Source organism: Accumulibacter sp. (genome assembly GCF_029255125.1).
Taxonomy (GTDB): Bacteria; Pseudomonadota; Gammaproteobacteria; order Burkholderiales; family Rhodocyclaceae; genus Accumulibacter.
This window is the reverse complement of record NZ_JAPUVR010000082.1, coordinates 20467-40115: the sequence shown is the minus strand read 5'-3', so window position 1 is coordinate 40115 and position 19649 is coordinate 20467. Positions and strand designations below refer to the sequence as shown.

Sequence of the window (19649 nt, the reverse complement as noted above, 5' to 3'; positions counted from 1 at the left end):
TGAGCGGCGAGCCGCCGCTCGCGCGATCGTGCCAACACGGCTCGTGGCCAGCGAGTGCTTCGAGCAGAAGGTGGGGCGGCGCGAGAGGCCGTTGGCTGGTTTTCATGAACGTGCGCGTGCGCGGTCGACGGTCATGCCAGGCGGGCGATGCGAGCGGGGTTCATCGTACCGCCCGCGCGTTTTGCAGGAACCATGCCGCGGCGTCGAGTGCCGGTGGCGCCGCGGGCAGCATGGCCGAGCGGTCGACGCTTACCGCTGGGGCAAGCTGCCGTGGCAAGGCGCCGGTCGGCGGAGCGGCCGGGGCGGGTGCACGCGGGCTTGGCGGAGGCGTGCCGAAGGTTGGTGGGCGAGTCGCCGCTGGTGGTCCTGGCGGTGTGCCTGCGGCCGGGGCGGGCACGCTCTGCATGGAGTCCCGGCCCGAGCTGATCGGGTTGCTGATCGGTTGGTCGCCGATCGCCACCTTGCACCGCAAGCCTGCCGGTAATTCGTTGTTCGGGTTAGGTAGTTCGAGGCGAACGCGAAAGGTGTTGCTGGCTGGATCGATGAACTGATCGACCAGGGTGACCGTGGCGCTGTGCTGGCCAGCGTCGGGCAGGTCCGGGTAGACGGTGGCGCTCATCCCGGGTTTGACCTGGCGGTAACTGGCCGCCGGCATGAAAACCTCGACCCGCAGCGGGTCCATCGTCGCCACTTTCAGTACCGGGCGATCTTCGACGCGTTCGCCCGGCGACAGATAGCGTTCGATGACGACTCCCGAGAGCGGGCTGAGCAGCTTGCGCAGCGACAACTGCGCACGCGCCATCTCGTATTCGTAATCCCAGATCCGCTTCTGTTCGCGCGCCTGCGCCAGACGCTGCTCGGCGACTTCGGTCTCGTTCTGCGTTTGTTCGCGTGCCTGTGGCGAGATGAAGTTTCTGGCAACGAGGTCATTGGCGCGCGCCAGGCGCTGTCGGTTGTAATCGCGGCTGGCCTGCGCTGCCTGCAGGTCCGCTTGCGCCTGCGCACGGCTGCGCGCGATGCCGGCAGCCGCTTTCTCGACGTCGGCTTTGAGCGTGGCGAGAACCTGGCCCTTCTGGATCGCCGATCCGCGATCGACGAGCACCTTGTCGAGGACGCCGATGACCTGGCTGCCCACTTCGGCTACCTGATAGGGCTCGATCAGGCAGCCAAGTGCCGGCGCGGCGTGAACCGGCAACGCCGCAAAAAGAGTGAGCGCCAGCAACGTCCAGCGGTCCGTCGGGTGACCACTTCTGAGATTCATGGGTTTTCCTGGATTTCTGATCGTGCGCCAGCTCCATATGGTGACGCCCGCCGACCGCGCATCGGCGCGCGGTGTGAACTAGTCTCACTCGATAGGGAACGGCAACCTGGCCGCGATCTTTAACCTTCGCCTTGCTCAATGTCGTCACTCGCCTCGGGTGATGCAAGATCGTCAAGGCCGGGAGGGGGCAACGCGCGTGCTGCAGGCAGGTGGCTTCGCCTGCGGCATCCGATCAGATCGATTGCGGCGACTGTGCCGACTCAGTCTCCTTCGCCGCCCAACGCGAGCTGACTTTCCGTGCGCTCGTCGTCGAGCAGCATGCGCCGCCGTGCGGCGCGCTCGCGCGCCTCCTCGGCGCGCTGGACGAGGTAGGCGAGGAAGCGGGCCAGCGCTTGCGTCGGCCGGATAGCGAGATGACGTTGCAGGCGGGCCAGCCAGTACGGCGAGCAGCGCTTCGCCAGGAGATCGGAATCGAGGCCAAGCAGCGCCTCGGCGCTGCCCGGCTGTCCCTGGCGCGCGCAGCGGCCGAGCAATTGGCGGTCGATTCGGCGCGAAGCATTGTGCTGGCAGGAGATGACGTGCAAGCCGCCGAGCGCTGCAACGCCGGTACCGAGCGGGATGTCGGTTCCGCGACCGGCCATGTTGGTAGTGACAGTCACCTGCGCGCGCAAACCGGCGAGCGCGACGGTCTCTGCCTCGGCGCGATCCTGGCGCGCGTTGAGGATTCGACAATCGATCCCGGCGCTGGCCAGCGTGCGCGCGAGTGCTTCGGAATCGGCGACCGAGTCGGTTCCGATCAGCACCGGCCGTCCGGCCGCACGCAGGTCGGCGGCGCGCTCGCTGACCGCTGCCCATAGGGCCGCGCGATCGGCCATGACACGCGTTGGCAGGAGCCGGCGTTGCGAGGCTTGCCGCAGCGGCACACGCAGGACGTGCAGGCCGTAGATTTCGGCCAGCTCGCTGGCCGACTCGGCCAGCGTTCCGCTGACGCCGGCGAGCCTGTGGTAGCGCCGGAAAAGGCGCTGAAAGGTGATCTGGGCGGCAGTGACGTGCGCTGGCGTTGGCGCACAGTTCTCCTTGAGCTCGATCATCTGGTGCAGCCCGCGCGACCAGGTGCGGCCGCTGGCGACGCGGCCCGTGGTCGGGTCGACGATCTCGACGCGGTGATCGCGCACGATGTAGTCGCGGTCGCGGTGGAAGCAGTGCAGTGCGCTCAGCGCTTGTCCTATCCATTCTTCGCGGAAGCGGCGGTTGTGCCAGGAAGCGGGCAGCGTGGCGACGAGCCCGGCGAGCCGCGCCTCGCCCAGGGGCAGGATGCGGACTCGGCGTGACGCCGCATCGAGGGTGAAATCGTCGTCCGCTTTGAGTTGGCTTGCCAGTTCCAGCGCCAGCGCATGGTCGGCGCGTTCGCGCGCGCTGTCGACCGAGCGGGCGAGGATCAGAGGAACGCGCGCTTCGTCGATCAGAACGCTGTCAGCTTCGTCGACGATGGCCATGCACAGGCCGCGCAGCAGCGGCTCGCTCGCGGCGCCGCCGGCCAGGCGATCGGCACGCCAGCGCAGGTCGCCACGCTGGCGGCGGGCGCCGGCACGGTCGCGCAGATAATCGAAACCGAGCTCCTTGGCGGTGCAGTAGGTGATGTCGCAAGCGTAGGCCGCGCGCCGCTGCGTGCCGTCGAGGCGGCTGACGACGCAGCCGACGCGCAGGCCGAGGGCTGCATACAGCGGCGCCAGGCGCTCCCCGTCGCGTTCGACCAGGTAATCGTTGGCGGTGATCACGTGGACTGGAATTCCGGCCAGCGCGGCGACCGCGGCGGCGATCGCGACGGCCAGCGTCTTGCCTTCGCCGGTGGCCATTTCGACCAACAGGCCGTCGAGCAGCGCGCGTGCGGCGATCAACTGATGGTCGAAAGGCGCCATGCCGAGCGTCGGCCGGCAGTGCGCGGCGACCAGCGCCAGCGCCTGCGCCAGCGCTTCGCCGCACAGGCCGCCGCGCGCGAGCTGCGCCTTCAGCTCGGCGAGGCGCGCCTCCTGTCCGGCCGCGGTGTCAGCCACTGCCTGATAGGCGGCGACGCGCGCCAGGCAGCAACGGTACGTGTGCATACGCAGCACGGCGGGCGGCTGCAGGCGAACGATGGCGCGTTCGATCAGGCGCTCGAAACCTCGTGTGCGCGGCCGCGAACGCTCCGGGTAGGCGCCCCAGAAAAGCCCTGGCGTCGGCCGGCTGGTGCTTGTGGCGGCGTGCATCGCTTCAGCCCACCTGGCTCAGATGGCTCAGGAAGGTCTGTCGCAGCCGGCGCCAGGCTTGCCCGGCGAGCGGCTCCCAACCGAGGTCGAAGCGGACCTCGGCGCGCGCGCCGACGCGCTCGAGCAACTGCCAGGGCAGCTCGAGGTCGACGACAAAGACCGGTTCGAGCGCGGCGACGCCCTTGCGGTCCAGCGGATCGGTGACGATGCGCCCACCGGCGCGATCGCCGAGGGCGGCGCTGGGCAGCGCGCTGGTTGCCGCTGGTGTAGTGCGGCCTGGCGTCGCGCGCGCGGTCGTCGCGCTTTCGCTTTGCCAGACCTCGGCGCCGCGCAATCGCTCGCTGATCAGCGAAACGTCCTGTTGCGCCAGCACGGCGCGCACGCGTGGCGTCGTCTCGCCAAGAATGTAGGCGATGTCGGTGCCGCGCGCAGCAAAGCGTCCGGCAAGGTCGGCTTCGCGCGGAACGACCAGGCGACCGCTGCTGCCGGCGCGCACCTGCAGATTCTGCACGCGGGTTTCGTTCAGTGCGAGCGCGGCACGGACGCTCTCGATCTCTTCGGCCAGATTTTGGGCGCGTTCGGCCTGGCGGGGGAAGGCGGCGTACTGTTCGGCCTGAAGCTGGGCGAGGCGCGAGCTCAGGCGCTCGCGTTCGACCAGGAGTTCGGCGTCGGCGAGCTCGAACAGAACCTGTCCGCGGCTGACGCTGCTGCCGTCGGCGACCAGCGTGCGGACGATGAAGCCGTCGGTTTCCGGGCGAACGCGCGCATCTTCCGGCAACCAGATGATGCCCTCGGTGACGACGCGCAGCGGGAAGGGGCAGGCGAAGAGGGCGACCGACAGCAGTGTCGCGCTGGCGTAGGCGATGCGCCGCGCACGCCGCGCCTGCCGGGGGTCGTCGCCTTCCTGCCAGAGCGCGCGCCAGAGGGCGATGCCAGGTTTGGCAAAGAATCCCCAGATCAGCCCAAGCGCCGCGACGCCGGCGAGCGGCGCAGAGTAGCTGCTCAGCCAGACGACGACACTGAGCGCGACGATGACCCGATAGATGAGCGAGGCAGGGCTGTAGCAGACGAGCCAGCGGCGCTCGCCGGGGGCGGTGGCCGGTTCGTCGGCGTCGATCCGGAACAGGTGCCGCCGGATCAGAAAAGTCCAGTAGGCGTTGCTCCGCGCTGCCAGGTTGGGGAGATCGAGCAGGTCGGTGAGGATGAAGTAGCCGTCGTAGCGCATCAGCGGGTTGCCGTTGAAGAACAGCAGCGACACGCCGGCGACCAGCACCACCGCGAGCGCCGCCTCGCGCACGCCGCCTGCCTCGGCGGTCAGCCAGACGGCCAAGGCGAGTGCGCCGAGCAAGGCTTCGACCATCATCCCGGCTGCGCTGACGATGAGCCGCTGCCGACGCAGGGGGAACGCCGCCGAGGCAGCGGCGTCGACCCAGGGGACGGGCATGAAGAAGATCAGGGTGACGCCGATTTTCCGGACGCTACCGCCCCAGCGGCGAATCGCCAGCGCGTGCCCGAGTTCGTGCAAGGTCTTGATCAGCGGGTAGGCGAGCCAGGTGAGCAGGAGAGAAGCCGGGCTGTGCATCCGGTCGGCCATCTGCTTCACCAGCTCGGACCAATTCACCGCTGCCGCGGTCGCTGCCACGACGAGCAGCGCGCACCAGAGCAACAGCGCGGTGCGCGAGAAGAGGCGTTTCAGCCAGGGGTCGAAGGGCAGCAGCCAGGCGCTTGGATCGAGCAGACCGACACGAAAGAACAGGGGGTTGAGTTGCGACCAGCGCTGCTGCTCGCGCGCGATGGTCCGCTGCTCGAACATCAGATCGACATCAGGCAGCACCTCGCTACGCAACAGGTTGCCGTGCGACAGGCGGGCGATGATGTTCACCACCTCAGCCTGGGTGGGGGCCGCTTCACCAAGCGCGTCATTGAGCGAGTGCCACACTTCCTCGACGCTGCGTCGGCCGTCGCACAGCCCGACGAAGCGGTAGGCCGCCGGGTTGAGGCGAAAGTGCCGGTCTTCGGCGGGGTCGCTGAGCACGTACCAGACCTCGCCACGAACGACATGTCGGCGAGTCACCACGTGCCCACGTAGGGTGGGGTGCAGTTCGGCGATGCGGTACCAGTGCGGGTGAACCAGCGCGCCGCTCATCTCAGAATCCCCAGCGCCAGAGATTGAGCCTGGCCCAGTTTGCCAGGCGGTGAAAAAATATCCAGCCGAGCGGCCGGTAGCCGGTGGAAATCTTGGCGACTCCGCGCATTCCCGGTCGCAGGCGGTCGCTGCTCGCCGCCGCTGCCGGTGCGCTGCCAGGGGCTGGCAGAGGCGTGCTCGTCGGTGCTTTTGCCGGCGCTTCGAATGCGCTGGCGGCGAGGCCTGGCTCGCCACCATGCAGAGCGCCTTCGACTTCGAAAACGTTGCGCGTGTCGACCACCGTTGCCACCGGCGTGATCCGGCTGACGACGAATGTCTGGCTGTCGCCTGGTCTGGCGGTCGGCGTCAGGCTTCCCGACTGACCGTCCTGCACGTGCCGGATGTCGATCTCGTCGACTTCGACGACGATCCGGTAACGACCACGCGGGGCAACGGTCATCAGGATCTGGCCCTTCTTCACCGGCGAGCCGAGCGACTGAGCCAGATCGCCTTCGCTGACGATCCCGTCGAAGGGGGCGGTCAGGCGGCTGCGCGCCAGTTGTTGTTCGACCAGGCCAAGCTGAGCCTGCGCTTCCTGAATCCGCGCCATGCTGACCGCAAGCTGCGTACGGTCGCCTTTCGACATTGCCGCGCCGTACGCGTTTTCGTGCTGGGCGAGCTCGCTCTGCCATTTGCGCTGTTCGAGCAGCAGATCGTGCTGGGCAAGCTCGATCAGAATCTGGTTCTGCTTCACTTCGTCGCCTGGTCGGGCATGAACCTGCTGCAGGAAGCCGTCGCTCGGCGCCGCGAGAACGCGCTGCACTTCGCCTTCGACTCGGGCCGGCGCGGTCACGCGATACGGTACCGGTACCGCCGCGAGAACGAGAACGACCGCGGCGAATGTCGCGCTCACCAGCTTGCAACGGTTGAGTCCGGGCGCGCGCAACTGCGCCCAGTAGTGGGCCAGCTCGCTGCGGCTGCGCTGCCAGGCCGTTTCGCTGGCGCGTCGCTTCAGACTGAGGAGCGGTGCCAGCAAGCCAACCAGATGTTCGAGCAAGATCTTCTCGTCTTCGTTGAACGCAGCATCGCCCGGACTTTCGAGGGTGATCGCACCGATGATCTGCTGCTCGACGACCAGCGGGGCAGTCAGAATCGACTCCTGCGCACCTTTGGCGAGAATTGTGTGGGCGAGCACGACGAGCGCTCGGGCGTCCTTGCCCAGCGGATATTGCACCGTCGCTCCCTGGTCGATCGCCTCCTCCATCGCCGCCTCGACCTCGGCAAACGACTGCCCCGGGGTGATTCGTCCGCTCCCGTGCGAGATCGCGGCAACCGTCACGTGCCCGCCTTGCAGCAGACCGATGCTCGCCCGGTGGCAGCGAAAGATGTTGGCGAGCTCGTTGGCGAAGGCCGTACACGCCAATGCGAGATCGTCATGCGCAAGCAGCGCGGCGGTCAGTCGCAATGCCTCGGAACTACCGGGATTGGCCGGCTGCAGCGTGGCCAGAAGGGGATGGAGCTGGGCAACGGCCGGCCTGATGGTGCCCAGGACGATATCGTCGGACGCTGCCGCGGCGGGGTCGACGGCAATCGCGAAGGCGCCTCCTGCCCAGTTCGCGAGGCGCAGGGGGAGCGAGAAGATGTGATACTGCGCCGTTGTCGAGGGACTGACGCAGTGCACTGCGAGTTCGCCCAGCACGGTATCGCGTGCCGCCGTGTAGACCTCGGTCGGTGGCCGGCTGTTCGCCGGCCAGACCGCCGCCGGCAGCGATTGTCCGGGGCGCGCAGCGAGCAGGATCAGCGCGCTGCGCACGCCGGTCACCTTGCCGCATAGCTGACTGAGCCAATCCTGTATTGTCGATTCCATACCGTCTGCGCGTTATCCACCGGTCAATGCCGTGCCGATGAATGATCCGCCGCCGGCAGAGACCCGATCATCGGAGCGTTGCTCCACGCTCCATCTACGGCACGCAGGCGGATTTCCTTAGGGCTGCGTGCAGCGCCGGGCGAGTAAACGGGTTAATCGTGGCGGCTTTCGGCACTTGCTCTTGACCGGCGCGGCCAGTCAGGCGGGCGGCAGCAATTCGGCCTGCGCGCGGCGTGAGCCGGCGCGCGGCAGGTGCTGCCGCCCTCAGGGCGCCGGTTGCAGACGGGCAAGCACGCCGCTCGGGCTGTCGGTCAGCAGGTAGAGCAGACCGTCCGGGCCGTTGCGCACGTCGCGGATACGACCGATGACCGATTTCAGCAGTGCCTCCTGGCGCACGACGCGTTCCCCGTCGAGGCGGATGCGCAGCAGCATCTGGTCGCGCAACGCGCCGACGAATAGATCGCCCTGCCAGGCAGGAAATCGATTTCCGGTGTAGAAAGCCATGCCGGACGGGGCAATCGACGGCGTCCACTGCAGCACCGGCTGCGCCATGCCCGCTTTCTCGCTGCCTTCGCCAATGCGCGTTCCGCTGCCGTAGTTGCGTCCATAGGTAATCACCGGCCAGCCATAATTGACCCCCGCCCGGATCACGTTGATCTCGTCACCGCCCTGTGGGCCGTGTTCGTGCGCCCACAGCTCGCCGGTGGCGGGATGCACGGCCGCCCCCTGGATGTTTCGGTTGCCGAGCGTGAACTTTTCGGGCAGTGCCCCGGCTTGCCTGACGAAAGGATTGTCGGCCGGCACACGGCCGTCGTCGTGCAGGCGAATCACCGATCCGGCGTGGTCGTCCAGGCGCTGCGCCCGCTCCTGCTCGCCGCGATCGCCGAGCGTGATGTAGAGATATCCCTGCCGGTCGAAGACCAGCCGCGAACCGAAATGGTAGCCGGTGGCTGATTTCGGGCGCATGCGAAAGACGACCTGGACATCGTGCAGCGCTTTGTTCCTGAGCCGCGCGCGCAGCACCTCGGTGCCGTAGCCGCCGGTACCGGCAGCGACGTACGAAAGGTAGATCCAGCCGTTCTGACGGAAAGCCGGGTGTACGGCGACGTCGAGCAAGCCGCCCTGACCGATTGCCGCGATCGGCGGCAGGCCCTGTACGGCTTGCGGGTCCAGGTTACCCTTGGCGTCAATCAGGCGCAGCCGTCCGGGTCGTTCGCTGACCAGCATGCGTCCGTCGGGCAGAAAAGCCAGCCCCCATGGATGTTCCAATCCGCCGGTGACGATCGTCAGCCGAAAGCGCTGCAGCTCGCTGTCGAATACCTGTGCCAAGACGCGCGCCGGGGCCAAGGCGCAGAGCAGCGCCAGCGCCGCGGTCAGCGCGCGCCAGCCGCTGATCAGCCTGGCCAGCTTGAGCAGGAAGGGCATGTTGCGCGCCGTCAGCGTGAACGACAAGCCCGCCCGTTTACCGGCCGGAGGCCAGGCGGGCAAGCGCAGTGAGGTCGCCGCGGCGCAGCTCGGCACGCAGCGGCGTGAGGTCGAGACCTTCCTGAACGGCGCGTGTAAAGTCCTTGGCCGAGCGTGGCGGGCCGACGTAGAGCGCGCCGGCGAGCACGCCTTGGCGCAGGATCAGGCGCCACCAGGCGGGATCGCCCGGGGCAGCGGTGAATTCCTCGTCGCCGGGCCGCGCGCTGATCTCGCCGAAGCTGCGCAGGTCGATACCGTCGCACTTCAATTGCAGGACGACGCGCGGCGGCGTGTAGGCAGCCGGTTGGCCAAGCAGCGCGCTGGCGGCGACCGCCGCCTGGGCGGCGGCGATCGGCCACAGGCCGCCAGGGGTTCCTGGCAGTTCGGCGACATCGCCAACCGCGTAGATGTGCGGGTCGCTGCTGCGCATGGCGGCGTCGACGACGATGCCGCGTTCGACATGCAGGCCGGCGGCGCGCGCCAACTGGACGTTGGCGCCGATACCCAGGCAGGCGACGAAGAGATCGGCGCGCGCGCAGGGTCCGTGCGCCAGCCAGGCGCCGCGCAGCAGGTCGCCCTTGCCCTCCCAGCGCTCGACGACCGCTTGCGTGAGAACCTGGATGCCGATTCCTTCAAGGTAAGCGGTCAGCCGCGCGGCACCTGGCGCGTCGAGCTGCGCGTTCATCAGGCGGTCGGCGCGCTGCAGGAGAACGACGTGCAAGCCCAGGTGGTGCAGCGCATCGGCCGCCTCGACGCCGAGGACGCCGCCGCCGATGACCAGCGCGCGGCGGGCTCGTCGGACCTGGGCGGCGCTGCGCAAGGCCTGCGCATCGTCCGCCGAACGCAGGACGAAGGCGTTGGCGAAAGACAGGAAATCGGCCGCGGGCGTCGTCGCGTGCGCGCCGGTGGCGAGGATCAGCCGATCGTAGGGCAGGCGCTCGCCAGTCGCCAGGATAACTTGTTGCTCGCTGCGGTCGATCGCGCGGACGATCGAGTTGCGCCAGACTTCGACCCGGTTCTTGCCGTACCAGGCGTCGGGAATCAGTTGCAGGCCGTCCATGCCGGTGCGGCCATAAATCAGACGGCCGATCGCCATCCGGTTGTAGAAATGGAGCGGCTCGCTGCTCACGACATCAATCTGCAGCGAGCTGCTCAGGCGCCGCAACTGCTCGGCGGCGCTGATTCCGGCGACGCCGTTGCCGACGATGACGACGCGCTTGACGCCGGCGGCGAGCGCATGGTCGGTGGCCGGCGGGCTGGCCGCGGCGGGGGTTGTGGACGGCCCGGCGGAGTTCGGATCGCGATCGATGACGACCGGGCCGCTGACCCGGCACATGCACGCCAGGCGTGCCTTACCTTCGAGACCGAGTCGACGCAGCGTCGCGCTTTCGTCGTCGCTGGGTGCCGAGAGGTAGTTCGCGCCCGCGCAGACGACGACCGGATCGGCGCCGCAGAGGCCGGCTCGGCAGCCGTAGTTGATCTTCAGGCCGGCGGTCTCGATCGCGTCGAGCAGGGTGGCGCCGGGCGCTACCGGGAAAGCGACGCCGCTCTCGCGATCGGTGACGGTGGCACCCTGCTTGCCGCCGAAGCGCGTGCGCAACTGCGTCTTGCGCTGGTTGTCGACGGGCAGCTCGACTGCTTTTGTCGCTGCCTGATGGAAAAGCCGCTCGGCGTGGAGGCTGGCGATCAGCAGCGTCAAACCGGCGAGCAAACCGGTGCCGCGGCTGGCGGCGATCGCCCATTCGGGCGCGGTGAAAGCAAGAAAATGGGCCAGCGTGGCGAGAATGATCGGGCCGGCGTACCCGTAGAAGATGAGCAGCGCGAGCGCCGCAAAAACCGCCGCGACCCGATGCGGCGACAGCGGAAAGCAACTGGTGAGGATCGCGTAGAGCCCGGCCGAGGCGCAACAGCCGGCGAGCAGAACGAGCAGGTAGACGGGATACGAGTATTCGGGCGCCGGGCCCTGCATGAAGTAGGCGCAGATCAGGCCGGGCAGCAGGCCGATGAAGAGGCGCCGTTGCGCGGCATAGCGCGGGTCGGTATCGGCCAGATCGGCGAAGATCGCGCCGCGGGGGTTGAAGTCGTAACAGTTTTTCTGGCAGCCGACGCAGGTCGGGCAGTAGCCATTCGGAACGACGACCAGCGGCGCGTGCCCATACGTGCGCTGAATCGGCCCGAGCGGACAGAAAGTACCGCACCAGCCGCTGCGTCCGGCGAAGACCAAACCGCCGGCAAGAGCGACGAGGAGAACGCCGACGATCAGGACGGCAACCAGTTCGCCATGTCGGTTGAGCAGTGGCGCGCGCGCCGCGACGCAGGCGAGAAAGATCGCCACGGCAATCACGAAAGCGGCGTTCTTCAACCGTCCAGGCAGCGGCCGGGCGCGGCTCTTGCCGGTCAGGCGGGGAATCTGGTTCAGGAAAGCCATCGGGCAGACCTGTCGCCAGAGCCCCGGGGCGACGACGAGGAGTGCCGGAACGACGGGAATCGCCAGCCCCCACCATAGCTTCAGGCCGAGCGCAGGATGCACGGCAAGCAAGCCGGCCAACGCCAGCGTGACGAGCAGGACGAGCACGCGCAAGGCCAGCCACGCGGCTGGCGGCAGCGTGGAGCGCCGTTTGGTGTAGTTGGCGAAGAAGGTTTCGGGGTTCGCTTGGCGGTTCATCGGATTGCTCGTCGTGGCGGTCGCTTCAGCAAGCGGCGTTGAGCACGCGCAGGCGTCGGCTGGCGTAGGTCGCCAGATCGTGCAGCAGGGCGATGGCGAGCGCTGGCTGCCAGGCTGCCAACTGGTCGAAGGACGCGCGGCGCAGAGCGAGGACCTCGCAACCCTCGCACGCCTCGGCGCTGATCGCGCTGGCTTCGCCGTCGAGGAACGACGAAATTCCGAACACTTCGCCCTCGCCGAGCACGAGGCCTGCGCGCCCGGCGTTGCCAGCCTGGTGCGCGGCAATGCGGACGCTGCCCGAAACGATGATGAACAGGGTAGGGCTGTGCTCGCCGATCGCGACGACGCGCGCACCGGGAGCAAAGCGCAGTTCCGCGACGAAGCTGTGCAGGGCATCGAGCTGCGCTTCGGAAAAGTCGCGCAGGGCGGGGCGCAGCGCCACGGTGGCGTCGTCGCTCAGCCGCTCGTCCGGATCGTCGTAACTGAAAAACTTCATCTGCGCGTCCTCTCGCTCAAGCGCCGGCGCCGCCCTCGCTGCCACCCGTCTTGCCGGGGCCACCGCTGCCGTCCAGCGCGTGTTCAGCGAATGTGCGCAGGAACGATGCGAGCGGGCGTTCCGGCTGCAGCGCCGGGCGTTTGCTCCAGCGCTCGCAGTACATCTCCCAGTATCTCCCTTTGCGTGCGCCAAGCAGTTGGCCGAAGCCCTTGTCGGTCTGCGCGCTCTGCTCGATTACGCTCGGCGCGAGCTCGCCGGCCAGCACGCGCGTTGCCGTGTCCATCGCCGCTTCGGTGGCTCGCCAGTGCTGCGCGACCTCGTGCAGGCTGCTGGCGTAGGCTTCGCGCGGTGCGAGAAAAGCCTGCCGGGGCGGGCCGAAGAGGATGCGCAGGGCTTCCTCGCTGCTCGGCATGATCGCCAGCGGATTGCTCCCACCGATTGCCGAATGCAGGGTCGGCGGTTCGTCGAGCGCCGCTGCGCGGCGGGCGACAAGTTGCCGTAGCTCGCCGGTGAGCAGGCGGAGAAGTTCGCCGATTTGCTCGCCGAGTACGGCGGGATCGCTTTCGTGCAGGTCGTCGATCGACAGACCCAGGCCACGCGCGATCGCCGCCCGCACGCGCCGAGCCGCGGCGGCATCGTCCGCCGGCGTGTCGCTGGCGCTCGTCGCCGCGCTTGCCGGCGCAGGCGCTGCATCGGGCGGCTCGCCGCTCGGGGTTGGCGCGACGCCCACGGTCGGGGGGCTTGCGCGCGGGCTGGCGACCCGGGCGAGGCGGGTGAACTCGTCGCCCGGCGTGTTCGCCGGTACCGGGCGCGCTGCGGGCACGGGCGGGGGAACGGGTGCGGCTGCTGGGTGGGCGAGATCCGCTGCCGGCGCATCGGCGAACAGTGCCGCCGGATCGCCACCGCGCCGCAGGGCAGCCGGCGGTACTGGCGCCGGTCTTGGCGCCGGCTGCTCACTTGGCGGGTGACTGGCGGTGGCCGACTCGCTTGCCGCGGCGGGCAGCGCTTCGGCGATGCCGCTTACCTGCACCTCGATGACATAGGGACCGATACACAACTGGTCGCCGTTGCACAGTCGGTAGGGGCCGCGCAGGCGCGTGCTCGAGCCATTGACGAAGGTCCCGTTGGCCGATTTGTCTTCGAGGACGAAAGCGCCGGCGGCGAAGGCGATCAGGCAGTGTTCGCGCGAGATGCCACCCGAGCGGTCGGCGAGCAGCCAGTCGGCGCGTTCGTCGCGACCGATCGACAGGCTGCCGATGGCGCCGAGGCGGGCGGAAACGAGCTGTCCTTCGGCGAGGTCAGTCGGGCTCCGGATGCTCAGGCACAACAGGGGTTCGCGCGCGGCTGGCGCGATCAGGCGGGTTGCTCGGTCGTCCACAGGAGCTTGCATGCGGCCTCGTCGAATATCGGCTATCTGTCTGAGGGGGTGAAATCGTCGCGCTGGTCCTTCGGGTCGAACTGCTGCGCGGGCTTGTACCTGCACTCGGCCACACGCGCCAAGCGCGGCGCGATCTTGCGCCGCCAGCGGCTTGCCCGGCCGAGTCGCGTCCGGCGATCCCAGGTAATCGGCCCTGCGCGATGACCGAGCACGGGAAACGAGGCGAGGCTGCCGACCGACGATCGGGCAATCTTACGGCAGAACGACAGGGACGACAATTTTTCGGGGGAATTCGTTCACTGCGCGTTCACTGCGCGTTCACCGCACTTTCATCGCGCGTGCGCGTTGCACCGGCGCACCCTTGGCTGGCGGGCGCCGGGTGCGCAGCCTCATGACTGACGCGGCTGGAAGGCCAGCGAACGCGCGGAAACGCTGAACGCGTCGGAGAAACAGGCGCCATCCTCGGCGCCGTGCTTCTTCAGGAAGGGGAAGATGGCCTCGACCATGCGCACCGAACCGCAGGCGTAGATCTCGTGCTCCTTCAGTTCCGGGAAGTCCTCCAGGATCGCCTCGTGGACGAGACCGGTTCGGCCGTTCCAGGCATCGGCCGGTGTGGGTTCCGAAAGCACCGGGATGAAGTGGAAGTTCGGGTGCTCGCGTGCCCAGGCTTCAGGCAAGCCGGGCAGGTAGAGGTCGCGCAGCGTGCGCACGCCCCAGTACAGGTAGATCTCGCGTTTCAGGCCACGCTGGAAGGCGTCTTCGACCATGCTCTTGACCGGTGCGAAGCCGGTCGCGCCGGCAACGAAGACGATCGGGCGCGACGATTCGCGCAGCGTGAAGTCGCCGATCGGCCCTTCGAAACGCAGGCTGTCGCCCTCCTTCATCTGCTCGAAGACGTAGGTCGTGAAGCGGCCACCCGGCATCAGGCGAATCTGCAGCTCGACGAACTCGGGCTCATGCGGCGCGTTGGCGAACGAGAAGGCGCGTCGCTCGCCGTCAGCCAGGATGATGTTGATGTATTGTCCGGCCTTGAACGAAATGCGTTGTCCCTCGGGCAGCGCGAGCAGTACGCGCATGACGTCGGGGGCCAGCCGCTCCAGGCGGGCGACGCGCGCCGTGTATTCCTGGATCGTTGCCAGCGCCTGGCCGGCGCGGTACTCGATTTCGACATCGGCGAGCGCCGTCGCGCAGCACAGGAGGACTTTGCCCTGCGCCAGCTCGGCGGCCGACAGGGCGCTCGGCTGATACAGGCCGGGATCGACCTGGCCTTGCAGAACAGTACATTTGCAGACGCCGCAACCGCCGTTGCGGCACTCGTAGGGGAGGTCTATCGCCTGGCGCAGGCCGGCGTCGAGCAGCGTCTCGCCGAAACGCGCGTGCACGGTTTTGCGGTCGGGGTGGAAGGTGATCGAGGTCTCGCCGACGAGTGCGCCGCGGCGTTTCGGCGGCAACCAGGGAAGCAGAAAGAGGAAAGTGGTCAGGCCGATGACCCAGTACCAGAGATGCATCGGGTTGATCACATAAACCAGCGCGAGCACCGGCAACTCGAACCAGTCGAACTCGATGTTCGTCGGGACGACCGACATGTCGGCCTCGCCACCCTGGCTGAGGATCGGCTTGGCGATGGCGAGCGCGAAATACATCAGGGTGACGGCCAGAGCAATATCGCGCGGCGGGTTGATGTGCGCACGTGGCACGCGCTGGACGTGTACCCACATGATGAAACCAACGATCAGCGGTGCCCCGATGTGGACAAAGGCGAGCAGCGTAAACAGCCGGCTGTTGACGCTTTCCAGGTAGAGGAAGTTGCGGATCAGCGTGCCGTTGAACATCGGCAGGACATCGAACCATTCGGCGGTGGCAATGACGACAAACTGGGCCAGCTTGTCCCAGACGAGCATGAAGCCATTGACACCGGCGATGTAGATCAGCCAGAGCAAGGCGACGCCGGTCAGCCAGGAGAACGAGCGGAAGCCGCGATAGCGGTCATAGGCGAAGTGGCGCAACATGTGCAGCAGCATGGTCAGGATCATGCCGTCGGTTGCGTAGCGATGGATGCTGCGCAGAATTCCGCCGGCCCACCACTGGTCATGCGTGATCCGCTCGAGCGATTCGAAGGCGTCATGCACGCCGGTGTCGGCAAAAATGTACAAATAGAGGCCGGAGACGAGGAGCAGCCAGAACTGCCAGAAGCTGATCGTTCCGAGGTGGTAGAAGGGGTTCAGCTTCTCGCCGAAAGCGATGTTGAAAACGTTCTCGAGGCGCATGAACAGCCAGCGGATGACTTGTTGCAGGAATTTCACCATGATCGATGTCAGCTCGCGAAAAGAAGGCGTGCTGCGGCCCGAGTGAAGCCGCAGCGGAACGGGCGACGAGCCCGGCCTGAGGTCGAGGGGGCACGCGTCATTTGAAGAAGAGTCCGCCCTTGTCCGGATTGAAGTCGATGACCATCACCTGCGCCGGGGCGAGCCTGATTTCGCCTTCCTTGACGAAGTTGAAGCCCGGTTTGCTACGGTTGTCGTTCATCCGCACGGCCACCCGGTGCACGCCGGCCTTGACCTCGAAGCGCTTGTAGACGGTCGATACGCCGTCCTTGTAGAGCCCGGTTGGGTGCATCACCGTCTGGAATGCCGGTTGACCGTCGAGGTCGACTTCGAGCCTGATGTCCGAGCGCTCGCGCGGGCAGTCGAGCGGTGCGCGCATGTTCGGCGGCAGCTTGGCGAGTTCTTCCGGTGTACGCTTGCGGCATTCGCGATCGCCGAGATGGCTGATCGACAGCTTGATCAGCGCGACATCGGGGGGAATCTGCCGATACTTCGGCGAAGTCGCGAAGTAGCCGATGAAGGCAGCAAACGCCCCATAGAGAATCACCTGACCGGCGATGGCGGCGGGCTTAAGCATGATGAGAGGGTCTCCGCAGGTAGGTGGGAAGTCGGTCGGCGGACGCCGGCAGCATCGCCAGTGCCGCCCTGAACTGGCTCAGCTCGGCGGCCAGCAGCGACGCGTCGGACGCTGCCGCGCCAACGATGTGCAGGCGCGAGGAAGGTACGCTGCGCCTGAGATGGGGTTCGCGTTGGCCGAGCAGGCGCGCACGGGTCCATCGTTCGCCGAGGCGAAAGGCACAGCCCGCGCTGCGACAGGTGGCGACGACAACGCCGTCGGCGCCACCGCGCAGCGCGTATTCGACAAAGGCCGGGGGCAGCATGGCCGCGCAGACGAGTTCGATGACCGCCGTATCGACCGTCCGCAGGGCAAGGCTGGGCGCGCCGCGGCAACAGGCGAAGACGACGATCGGCGTTCTGCCGGCGAGACGTTCCAACGCGTCTTCGAGTTGCCGGCGCAGGTCGTTGGTGGCCAGTCGTGGGAGGTCGATGCCGGTGACCAGCGGTTCGAGACGGCGAAAAGGAGTCGACGAGGGACAGGCGCCGGCGCAGATGCCGCAGCCGGCGCAGAGATCGGCATCGACGACGGCGATCTTCAGGCCACGCCGCGTCGGATGCGGCTGCATGGCGATCGCCGCATACGGGCAGTCGGCCAGACAGCGGTCGCAGCCGGTACAGTTGGCGCCATCGACGACGGCGACCGCGTCGGCTGGCGGATGAGGCAGCAGCGGCAGGGCAAAGAGCAGCGCGGTCAGCGCGAAGAGCAGCGACCAGACGAAAGCCGGCGAGCTGGCGCTGGTCAGCGGATGAATGAACAGGATGAACCAGTCGAAGTCGAGCGCGCCGGGCACCTGCGCCAGGTTGGCCGGCGGATTGCTCAGCGCCGGCTGGAGCAGCGCGAGCAGCGTCAGCGCGGCCAAGGTCGCGAGCATCACACGCCGCGTCGGCAGATAGTCGACGTGCGCGATCCGATGCACGTGCGCCCACAGGCCGAGGATGAGCAGCAAGGGAATCCCCAGGTGGATGAAGACCAGCATCGTGAAGAAGCGGTCGCTGATCGAATCGGGGGTCAGAAAGTTGCGCGCCGACGGCTCGCTGAAGATCGGCAGCCAGTCGAGCAACTCGCTGCTCGCCGTCGCCGAGAGTTGCGCGAGCTGGTCCCAGACGATCCAGTAGCCGCCGATTCCGGCGGCATAGGCGAGCCAGATCAGGGGTATGCCGGTCATCCACGAATACAGGCGGAAGCCGTGATAGCGCTCGTACGACCACTCGCGCAGCAGATGCAGCAGCATGACCAGGATGAAGCCATCGGCCGCGTAGCGGTGCAGGCTGCGCATGATCCCGCCGAAGTACCACTGCTCGCGGGAGAGGGCCGAGATCGAGGTGTAGACGGCGTCGATGCCGGTATCGAGCACCGTGTACAGGTACAGCCCGCTGCCGACGACGATCCACAGCAGGTACAAGCCCATCGCGCCGAGGTGGCGCAGCGGGTTGTCCGCACCACCGAAAGGTCCGTCGAGCGCCTCTTCGACAGACAGGAAGATGCGCCGCACCGCCTTGCGCAAGGCTGTGTGGAAACTCACGTCGGAAAGCTTCCTGGATCGCGGTCAGTCGTCATTATTAGCCCTTGATCATATAGATCCGGGTCGAAGGCGGAATTGACCGGAGTCAAATCCGCGGGAACGGTCGTTGCCGACATCGCCGGCGATTGACCGCGGCTTGCCGCAGCGCATACACTCGCCGGCTCAGTTCCTGCCCGGTGCGCAGGACGTTTCCTCAGCGCGTGGAGTTGCCCATGGCCGAACCCCTGACCGTCAAGGCTGTTAGCCAGTTCCCGGTGCTCGACTATGAGCAGGCACGCCAGCAGTTGCGCACCGGCGACATCGTCTTCTGCTCGGGAACCTACTTTTTCTCACGGGCGATTCAATGGTTTACCAAGTCGCTCTGGAGCCACGTCGGAATCATCTATCGGGATGACCACCTGGAACGTATCTTCGTGCTCGAGAGCGAGACGATGATCGGCGTCCGCCTGGTGCCGCTGTCGAAGTACCTGCGCGATTACCATGGCCGAAGCAAGCCGTACAAGGGCTACATCCTGGTCGGCCGGTTGTCGCCCGAGCCGGATGGGGAGAATACCAAGAAGGTCATCAGCTTCGGGATGGACGCGCTGACCCGGCCGTACGACAACTGGGAAATCTTCCGGATCGCCATGCGCATCCTCTTTCGTCGCGGACGCAAGGTGCGCGATCGCAAGTACATCTGCTCGGAACTGGTGTACGAAGCGTTCCGCAAGGCCGGCGTACAGTTCCCCTTTCACCGCAACTCGATCAGTCCGGATGACATCTGGAAGGATCAAAGGCTGGTCAGCCAGTTCCGCATCATGTGACGGATCGTCCGCCGCGCGGGGCACTGCCGGCGGCCGCGGTGGGCTTACTGCTGAGCGCCGGCACGCGCCTTCAGCAACTCGATGATCGTGGCTGCGGTATGCTCGATCGAGCCGTCGGTAACGTCGATGATCGGCCAGCCGCAGCGGATGAACAGCCGCTGCGCTTCACGCACCTCGCGGCGCAGCGCTTCGATGTCGGCATAGCTGGTGTTTTCGTCGTCGTGCAGCGCGAGCAGGCGTTGGCTGCGCACGCGCGAAAGATGTCCGGGATCGATCGTCAAGCCGACAACCAGCGTCGAGCGCGCGCGCAGGACCGCGGCCGGTGGCGGGATGCCGGGCACCAGCGGAACATTGGCCGCCTTGATCCCGCGCGAGGCAAGGTACATGCAGGTTGGCGTCTTGGTCGCCCGGGAGACGCCGACGACGATGACATCGGCCGATTCAAGATCGTCGCTGGCGATCCCGTCATCGTGCGCCAAGGTGAACTTCATCGCTTCGATGCGACGATAGTAGTCTTCGTCGAAGGGATCGCGCGAACTCGTCGACGACTGCACATGCGCGCCCGAGTACTCGGCAAGGCGAACGATCAGCGGTTCGAGGGCGAAGTGACAGGGAACGCCGAGCCGACTGCAGCCTTCTTCGAGCGCTTGCCGGACATCGCTATGGGCGATGCTGTGGATGACGTAACCCGGCGAGCGCGCGATGGCGGCGAGGATTTCGGGGACTTGCCCGAGGTGGCGGACCATCTTCCACATTCGACGGTCGACCTTGAGGCCGGAAAGTCGTCCGACGGCGTTGCGCGCCAACATTTCGACCAGTTCGCCCGAGGCATGCGAAACGAGATGGAGAACGATGGTCTTCTTGCTCACGCCGCTTCCC

13 protein-coding genes and 1 pseudogene are annotated in these 19649 nt (G+C 67.2%); 1 reads left to right on the top strand and 13 read right to left on the bottom strand.

The window, feature by feature from the left end:
- Positions 1-160 precede the first annotated feature (160 nt).
- From Q1L59_RS05240 to Q1L59_RS05190, 12 genes and pseudogenes are all read right to left on the bottom strand, one after another.
- The gene (locus Q1L59_RS05240; protein ID WP_300329055.1) at positions 161-1261 is read right to left on the bottom strand and encodes an efflux RND transporter periplasmic adaptor subunit; all 1101 of its coding nucleotides are present in this window, start codon (positions 1259-1261) and stop codon (positions 161-163) included.
- Between the two features lie 260 nt (positions 1262-1521).
- Positions 1522-3507: a DEAD/DEAH box helicase gene (locus tag Q1L59_RS05235; protein ID WP_300329053.1), complete on the bottom strand. Its 1986-nt coding sequence runs from the start codon at positions 3505-3507 to the stop codon at positions 1522-1524.
- Positions 3508-3511: 4 nt separating this feature from the next.
- A complete protein-coding gene (locus tag Q1L59_RS05230) occupies positions 3512-5653 on the bottom strand; it encodes a hypothetical protein (protein ID WP_300329050.1) in 2142 nt (713 codons plus the stop codon).
- Position 5654: 1 nt separating this feature from the next.
- Positions 5655-7499 carry an efflux RND transporter periplasmic adaptor subunit gene (locus Q1L59_RS05225; protein ID WP_300329047.1) on the bottom strand — a complete coding sequence of 615 codons (1845 nt, stop codon included), beginning with the start codon at positions 7497-7499 and terminating at the stop codon, positions 5655-5657.
- A gap of 264 nt (positions 7500-7763) precedes the next feature.
- Positions 7764-8951, bottom strand: coding sequence for a PQQ-dependent sugar dehydrogenase (locus Q1L59_RS05220; RefSeq protein WP_300329044.1), 1188 nt, complete (start codon positions 8949-8951; stop codon positions 7764-7766).
- 10 nt (positions 8952-8961) lie between these two features.
- Positions 8962-11628 (bottom strand): FAD-dependent oxidoreductase, encoded by a 2667-nt coding sequence (locus tag Q1L59_RS05215; protein ID WP_300329041.1) that lies wholly within the window; start codon positions 11626-11628, stop codon positions 8962-8964.
- Between the two features lie 25 nt (positions 11629-11653).
- A complete protein-coding gene (locus tag Q1L59_RS05210; RefSeq protein ID WP_300329039.1) occupies positions 11654-12124 on the bottom strand; it encodes a cyclic nucleotide-binding domain-containing protein in 471 nt (156 codons plus the stop codon).
- Between the two features lie 16 nt (positions 12125-12140).
- A complete protein-coding gene (gene tagH / locus Q1L59_RS05205) occupies positions 12141-13514 on the bottom strand; it encodes a type VI secretion system-associated FHA domain protein TagH (RefSeq protein WP_300329037.1) in 1374 nt (457 codons plus the stop codon).
- Positions 13515-13891: 377 nt separating this feature from the next.
- Complete coding sequence (locus Q1L59_RS16715; protein ID WP_366145625.1) at positions 13892-15010, bottom strand: CDP-6-deoxy-delta-3,4-glucoseen reductase; 1119 nt, start codon at positions 15008-15010, stop codon at positions 13892-13894.
- Positions 15011-15181: 171 nt separating this feature from the next.
- Positions 15182-15769 (bottom strand): annotated as a pseudogene (locus Q1L59_RS16710) (cytochrome b N-terminal domain-containing protein); the annotation flags it as partial.
- Between the two features lie 136 nt (positions 15770-15905).
- Complete coding sequence (locus Q1L59_RS05195; RefSeq protein ID WP_300329031.1) at positions 15906-16403, bottom strand: hypothetical protein; 498 nt, start codon at positions 16401-16403, stop codon at positions 15906-15908.
- Complete coding sequence (locus Q1L59_RS05190; RefSeq protein ID WP_300329028.1) at positions 16396-17967, bottom strand: 4Fe-4S dicluster domain-containing protein; 1572 nt, start codon at positions 17965-17967, stop codon at positions 16396-16398. Before Q1L59_RS05190 ends, Q1L59_RS05195 begins: the two co-directional genes overlap by 8 nt.
- Positions 17968-18179: 212 nt before the next feature.
- Here Q1L59_RS05190 and Q1L59_RS05185 point away from each other — a divergent pair, with 212 nt between their 5' ends.
- Positions 18180-18770, top strand: a complete 591-nt coding sequence (locus tag Q1L59_RS05185; RefSeq protein WP_300329025.1) for a YiiX/YebB-like N1pC/P60 family cysteine hydrolase — start codon at positions 18180-18182, stop codon at positions 18768-18770.
- A 44-nt stretch (positions 18771-18814) separates the two neighbouring features.
- On the opposite strand, the gene Q1L59_RS05180 is transcribed toward Q1L59_RS05185, so the two are convergent.
- Complete coding sequence (locus tag Q1L59_RS05180; RefSeq protein ID WP_300329022.1) at positions 18815-19639, bottom strand: pyruvate, water dikinase regulatory protein; 825 nt, start codon at positions 19637-19639, stop codon at positions 18815-18817.
- Between the last annotated feature and the right edge of the window lie 10 nt (positions 19640-19649).

What these genes read in the sequence shown, in the direction of transcription:
- Q1L59_RS05240 (WP_300329055.1), bottom strand. Translation starts at nt 1,261, where the DNA reads ATGAATCTCAGAAGTGGTCACCCGACGGACCGCTGGACGTTGCTGGCG.
- Q1L59_RS05235 (WP_300329053.1), bottom strand. Translation starts at nt 3,507, where the DNA reads ATGCACGCCGCCACAAGCACCAGCCGGCCGACGCCAGGGCTTTTCTGG.
- Q1L59_RS05230 (WP_300329050.1), bottom strand. Translation starts at nt 5,653, where the DNA reads ATGAGCGGCGCGCTGGTTCACCCGCACTGGTACCGCATCGCCGAACTG.
- Q1L59_RS05225 (WP_300329047.1), bottom strand. Translation starts at nt 7,499, where the DNA reads ATGGAATCGACAATACAGGATTGGCTCAGTCAGCTATGCGGCAAGGTG.
- Q1L59_RS05215 (WP_300329041.1), bottom strand. Translation starts at nt 11,628, where the DNA reads ATGAACCGCCAAGCGAACCCCGAAACCTTCTTCGCCAACTACACCAAA.
- Q1L59_RS05210 (WP_300329039.1), bottom strand. Translation starts at nt 12,124, where the DNA reads ATGAAGTTTTTCAGTTACGACGATCCGGACGAGCGGCTGAGCGACGAC.
- tagH (WP_300329037.1), bottom strand. Translation starts at nt 13,514, where the DNA reads ATGCAAGCTCCTGTGGACGACCGAGCAACCCGCCTGATCGCGCCAGCC.
- Q1L59_RS16715 (WP_366145625.1), bottom strand. Translation starts at nt 15,010, where the DNA reads ATGCATCTCTGGTACTGGGTCATCGGCCTGACCACTTTCCTCTTTCTG.
- Q1L59_RS05195 (WP_300329031.1), bottom strand. Translation starts at nt 16,403, where the DNA reads ATGCTTAAGCCCGCCGCCATCGCCGGTCAGGTGATTCTCTATGGGGCG.
- Q1L59_RS05185 (WP_300329025.1), top strand. Translation starts at nt 18,180, where the DNA reads ATGGCCGAACCCCTGACCGTCAAGGCTGTTAGCCAGTTCCCGGTGCTC.